Here is a 5,525-nt window from a genome sequence, read left to right on the forward strand (position 1 = left end):
AGGACCGAACCGACCAGCAGATCCCGGCTGTAGCTTAAAACGGCGCCCGAACTGTCCAACCGATAGGGAGCAGCTCACCCCGTTCGGCGTTCCATAATTACTCTTATGCGTCAGCCAATTTCGGCGAGATGAACCCTCTTTGTATTCTGCCGCGAGAGTTCGATCTTATCATTCACCCCCCGGCCGATGCGGCCCGTTCGCACTCCAGCGCTCACTCGCCGAACGGTGACGGCAACCACCTCCTGGCCGGCGCCGTCAGTCGTGATCGGGAGCGGACTGGGCGATTTCCTGCCGCAACTGATCGACCTTCGCGCCGGCCCACTGCCGGGCGTCATCGCCGAAGATGAGTCGCGATGGCAATTCGCTCTGCGAAGCAAGCGCCACGATCCGCGCGGCGAGCCGCTTCGGATCGCCGGGCTGGTTGCCGTTCGCGCCGTCTACGAACGCGTGATATTGCGCGACCGCCTCGGCATAGTCCGGAATGTGAATGCTGCCGAAGCTCGCCGACTTCCGGTCCATGAAGTCGGTCCGCAGCATCCCCGGCTCGACCAGGAGCGAGCGGATGCCGAGCGGTGCCAGTTCCTGCGCGAAGCCCTCCATCCATCCCTCGACCGCGAACTTGGACGCCGAGTAGACCGCCCCACCGCCGCTGGCGACCAGCCCGCTGATGGACGAGATGGTGACGATGAGGCCTGAGCGACGCTCACGCATGTGGGGGGCGACCGCCCGCGCGACGTTCATCGTGCCGAACAGGTTGACCTCGAACTGACGCCGCACGGCGGCATCGGTGAAAGTCTCGAAAAATCCCAGTTCGGCGTAGCCGGCATTGTTGACCAGCACGTCGATCGCACCGAATCGACCGGCGGTCTCGGCGGCGACCGAGCGCGCGGCTTCGGCGTCGGTGATGTCGAGCGCGAGAGCGTGCAGGCGATCGTGTCGGCCCCCGCAGGCATCGCGCACCGCGTCGGCGGACCGCGCTGTTGCCACGACCGTTTCGCCCGCATCGAGCGCGGCGCGCGCGATCTCGTGCCCAAGACCCCGGCTTGCACCTGTCACCAGCCAGACCTGTCCCATCCCCCGCTCCTCGTTCCGTTCGCTATCGCTGACTAGGTAGTCGGGCTAATGGATCGAGATAATGGCCTAATCAGTCATGGGCCCGATTAGCGGGGATCACGAATGCGTCCGGAACAGCTCGCTGACCTCGCCGTCTTCGCGGCGATCGCTTCCGACAGCAGCTTCACGCGTGCTGCGAGGCGCCTCGGGGTCACGCAGTCGGCTTTGAGCCAGACGATGAAGCGTCTGGAGGGCCAGCTCGGCTTTCGCCTGCTCTCCCGCACGACGCGCAGCGTCGCCCCGACCGCTGCCGGCGAGCGCCTGCTCGCCACCCTTTCGCCGGCATTGGCCGGGCTGGACCACGAGATCGAAGCGCTGGGCCAGGCCGGGGGGGCAGCGATCGGCACCGTCCGGATCACGACTGGCAAACACGCCGCCGATACGGTGCTGTGGCCGATGCTACCATCCTTCATGCGCCGCTACCCCGGCATTCAGGTGGAGGTGTCCGTGGAGGGAGACATGACCGACGTTGTCGCCGGTCGCTACGATGCCGGCATCCGGCTCGGCGAGCGGCTGGAGAAGGACATGATCGCGCTGGCAGTCGGGCCTCCGCTTCGCGTCGCGGTAGTGGCTGCTCCGGACTATCTGGGCGACCATCCCGCGCCGATGGATCCTGCCGACCTTCCGGCGCATCGCTGCATCGCCTACGGCGACGCGCATGGCGACCTCTCTCCCTGGACGTTCGAGCGCGACGGCCGCGCCGTGACGGTCAGGCCAGGCCGTGGCCCGGTGTTCAACGACGGCGACCTGCTCGTGGCCGCCGCCCTGGAGGGGTTCGGCATCCTCTACATCCTGGAGGATCTGGTCGCTGCGCCACTCGCCGATGGACGTCTCACCCGCCTGCTGGAGCCGTGGTGCGAGCCGTTTGCCGGCTACCACCTCTATTATCCCGATCGGCACGGAACGACCGCCTTCGAACTGTTCAAGGAGGCGCTTCGAGCAAGCCGGGCCGAGTGAAGTCTTGGCCAGCCGCCAGATCGTCAATCGCTGCGCGACCGGTGCCTGACATTTCGTGAGCTGGCCGAGGAGGTTCGCATCGTGCGGGTTCTGCACGGCGCCCGTGCCCGTACCTTCCAGGGCTGTTCGAGCGATGACCGCGAGACCCCGAACGATAGCGCCATCACCCGCCGCCGGCGGACCGGACATACGCGTAGAGCGTCGGCTTCGAGATTCCCATCATCGTGCAGATCTTGATGACCGTGAGCTTCTTCTCCCGGTAGAGCTGAACGGCCAGCGCCTGCTTGTCGCCATCGAGGGCCGGCGGGCGGCCCCCGAGACGACCGCGTGCACGGGCAGCGGCGAGCCCCGCCTGGGTGCGCTCGCGGATGAGGTTGCGCTCGAACTCGGCGAGCGCGCCGAAGAGGTGGAAGGTGAGCTTTCCCGTCGAGGTCGCGGTGTCGATCTGCTCGGCCAGGCTCTCCAGTGCGACACCATGCTCTTCGAGATAGAGCGCCCAGGTGATGAGGTCTTGCAGCGAGCGGCCGAGCCGGTCGAGCCGCCACACCACCAGCGTGTCGCCAGCGCGCAAGAGCTCCTTCGCCTTCTCGAGCCCAGGCCTCGCCGCCACCGTTCCGCTCGCCTTGTCGACGAGGATCTTGTCGCACCCCGCCTTCTGGAGCGCGTCGCGCTGCAGATCGAGATTCTGCTCGATGGTGGAGACCCGGGCGTAGCCGATCTTCATGGGCTGCTCCTGAGGAAGGAAGACAACCCATTCGGACCGCAGAATTCTTAACGTTGATTTCCTGACCGGGTATTTTCCCGATCATTCGGCCAAAACGGCCTCGTCGAGGCGACTTGGCTCGACCGGCAAGAAACCGTCCGCTTTCCTGACGGCGCCATCCCGGCCAGAGCGCGTGTCGGTTTTTGAAGTTGATGTCAGCAGCTTGTCGAAGGCGATGTCATCGAGCGTCTCAGATGGGGAAGACGGTCCCACCGCTTGAGGCGCGGGATATGTCGATCGCTGCTTTTGATGGTCGAAGTCGCCGTGCGGAGCCTTCGATCCAATCGGCAGTTACCCTTCGGCGGCCAACGTCGCCAGCCGTTCACGCAGCCAGCGTTGTGCCGGATGGTTGGACCGCGCTTCGGAAACGGAGATCTCCACCTTCAGGCGCGCGGTCCCGACACCGTCGCGATAAAGGCGCGCAAGTCGGCCAGCATCAGTTCCGGCTCTTCCAGCGCGGCGAAATGGCCGCCCCGCGGCATATCGGTCCAATGCACGATGTTGAAGGTCTTCTCCGCGAACGAGAGCGGCGGTGGCGAGAACACCGGATCGGGGAAGGCCGCAAAGCCGGTCGGCACCTTTATGCGGGTACCGGCCGGAAGCAACCGCGACGTCTCGAGCCGGCTGCCGTAGTAGATCCAGGTTGCCGTCACGAACGATGCCGGCGCGATGTAGAGCATGATGTTGGTGAGGAGTTCCTCCTCGGAAAACTTCGCCCAGATGTCGGGGTCGCCATTGGCGGTTGTCGGAAGAACGGCCCACTTGCCGAACTTTTCGAGGATCCAGCCCGCCGCTCCGACCGGGCTGTCCGCCATCGCGACGCCGAGCGTCTGCGGACGGGTCGCCTGCTCGTGAAAGTAGGCGCTCTCCTGACCGGCCATCGCGGCCCGCTTGGCGGCGAAGGACGTCTCCTCGTCGGTCGTCGGATCGGCATACTCCGCACGCACGGTCATCATGTTGATACGGATGCCGCAGAGGGCGTCCGGTCGATCATGCGCTGCCCAGGTCGCGATGCTGTGGCCCCAATCGCCCCCTTGAATGAAATACCGCGCGTCGCCGAACAGCTGGATCATCAGCCCCTGCACGAGCGCAGCAGCCCGCCGCGGGCCGATCGGGCGCGTAATCGGGTTGGAGAACGCGAACCCGGGAAGCGAGGGGACGACAACATCGTGTCCGTCCGCTGCGAGCGGCTCCAACAGCCGCTCGAACTCGAGATACGAGCCCGGCCAGCCGTGGAGAAGCAGGACGGGCGGCTTGGAGCCGTCGCCTTTCACATGAACGAAGTGGAGGGGCTCGCCTTCCACGTCGGCCGTGAAGTTGGGGAGTGCGTTGAGGCGCCGTTCGACCGCACGCCAGTCGTAGCTGTCCAGCCAATACGCGGCGAGCCGCTTGAGGTCATCGACCCCGACCCCCGCCGACCAGCCTCCCGCATCCGGCAGCTGGCTCCAGTCATAAGTCTCGACCTTGGCTCGGATCGTGGCGAGCCGTTCGTCAGGGATGTTGATCGTGTAGGGTGAAATCATTGTTCTCCGCTTAAGCTGGGATGCGGTTCGATGGAGAGGGCGTCCACCAATCTGGTATCCATATTGTCGATGGATGTTCTGAGAGCCGACGGCCGCTCAGCACCCGCCGGTCGTCCACCCGCCCTTGTAGAGCCTGAATCAGTTAGCGAGCAGGCGGTCCAACCGACCGGACCCCCGCGCCAAATGCCACGCCGCCCACTCACGAGGTTACAGCTGTTCCCGGCAGGTTCAGGTGGTAGCGGGTGTATCGGCGTTCCCCGGTGCGCGTCAGGGCGCCCTTCTCGACCAGGTCGTGCAGATCGCGTGTGGCGGTGGGGCGGGAGGTGCCCGTGATCGCGAGGTAGTTCTCCGCGCTCAGCCCTCCCGTGAAGCCGCCAGGGCCTTCCCGGAACAGGCGTGCGATCGCCTTTTCCTGCCGTTCGTTCAACATGCCGCGGAAGCGATCATAGAAGTGCGCCTTGGCGATATGGAAGGCGACGCGGCCGAGCGTCGTCCGCTGGGCCGCGATGATCCTTTCGGCAAAATACATCAGCCAGCCCGTGACATCGAGGGTCCGCTGATGGACCTCGAGTTGGTCGTAGTAGGCCTTGCGATGCCGCTCGATGGTGTGGGCCAGTGCGATCAGCGTCGGCTGGCCGATGTTCTGGGCGAGAGATTTTTCCGCGAGGGTTCGGCCGATGCGGCCGTTTCCGTCCTCGAAGGGGTGGATGCTCTCGAAATATATGTGCCCGATCCCGGCCCGGGTGAGTGCCGGCAGGGGATCATCGCCGTCGGGCGAAGTACCGTTGAACCAGGCGAGATAGGCGGTCATCTCTTCCGGGACCCGAGAGGATGGCGGTGCCTCGAAATGCACTGTGGGCCGATCCTGACGGCCGGACACGATCTGCATCGCATCCTGATGACGGCGATAGCCGCCGATCGTCTCCAGATGCCGGGTGTCGGCCATGAGCATGCCGTGCCAGCGGAACAGCGTGTCGGCATCGAGGGGATTGGCCCAGGTCCGATAGAGATCGACCATCATCTCCGCGATGCCCCGTTCCTTCGGCTTCACGTTGCGATTGTCTGTGTCGAGGCCGAGCTGCGAGCTATGGACCGAAGCTGGGTGATGGCGGTTTGAGGAAGGCGGCGTATCGAGGCGGGTGACAAGCCTGCCAGGACCTCCAGAAGGA

Annotated in this window: 5 protein-coding genes; 1 reads left to right on the forward strand and 4 read right to left on the reverse strand. The window is 65.3% G+C overall.

Annotated features, from left to right (window positions below; genetic code table 11):
• Nucleotides 1-255: 255 nt before the first annotated feature.
• Nucleotides 256-1,074: an SDR family NAD(P)-dependent oxidoreductase gene (locus DLJ53_RS34440; RefSeq protein WP_111352821.1), complete on the reverse strand. Its 819-nt coding sequence runs from the start codon at nucleotides 1,072-1,074 to the stop codon at nucleotides 256-258.
• Between the two features lie 102 nt (nucleotides 1,075-1,176).
• On the opposite strand from DLJ53_RS34440, the gene DLJ53_RS34445 reads away from it, so the two are divergent.
• Nucleotides 1,177-2,070, forward strand: a complete 894-nt coding sequence (locus DLJ53_RS34445) for a LysR family transcriptional regulator (protein WP_111352822.1) — start codon at nucleotides 1,177-1,179, stop codon at nucleotides 2,068-2,070.
• Between the two features lie 163 nt (nucleotides 2,071-2,233).
• Here DLJ53_RS34445 and DLJ53_RS34450 read toward each other — a convergent pair whose 3' ends face one another.
• The 3 genes from DLJ53_RS34450 to DLJ53_RS34460 all read right to left on the reverse strand — a co-directional run.
• Nucleotides 2,234-2,794, reverse strand: a complete 561-nt coding sequence (locus DLJ53_RS34450) for a recombinase family protein (protein ID WP_111352823.1) — start codon at nucleotides 2,792-2,794, stop codon at nucleotides 2,234-2,236.
• Nucleotides 2,795-3,216: 422 nt separating this feature from the next.
• Nucleotides 3,217-4,356, reverse strand: a complete 1,140-nt coding sequence (locus tag DLJ53_RS34455) for an epoxide hydrolase family protein (RefSeq protein WP_111352824.1) — start codon at nucleotides 4,354-4,356, stop codon at nucleotides 3,217-3,219.
• 199 nt (nucleotides 4,357-4,555) lie between these two features.
• The coding region (locus DLJ53_RS34460) for a Fic family protein (protein ID WP_111352825.1) at nucleotides 4,556-5,525 on the reverse strand (970 nt) is incomplete at its 5' end.

The organism is Acuticoccus sediminis (genome assembly GCF_003258595.1).
Taxonomy (GTDB): Bacteria; Pseudomonadota; Alphaproteobacteria; order Rhizobiales; family Amorphaceae; genus Acuticoccus; species Acuticoccus sediminis.

What these genes read in the sequence shown, in the direction of transcription:
- DLJ53_RS34440 (WP_111352821.1), bottom strand. Translation starts at nt 1,074, where the DNA reads ATGGGACAGGTCTGGCTGGTGACAGGTGCAAGCCGGGGTCTTGGGCAC.
- DLJ53_RS34445 (WP_111352822.1), top strand. Translation starts at nt 1,177, where the DNA reads ATGCGTCCGGAACAGCTCGCTGACCTCGCCGTCTTCGCGGCGATCGCT.
- DLJ53_RS34450 (WP_111352823.1), bottom strand. Translation starts at nt 2,794, where the DNA reads ATGAAGATCGGCTACGCCCGGGTCTCCACCATCGAGCAGAATCTCGAT.
- DLJ53_RS34455 (WP_111352824.1), bottom strand. Translation starts at nt 4,356, where the DNA reads ATGATTTCACCCTACACGATCAACATCCCTGACGAACGGCTCGCCACG.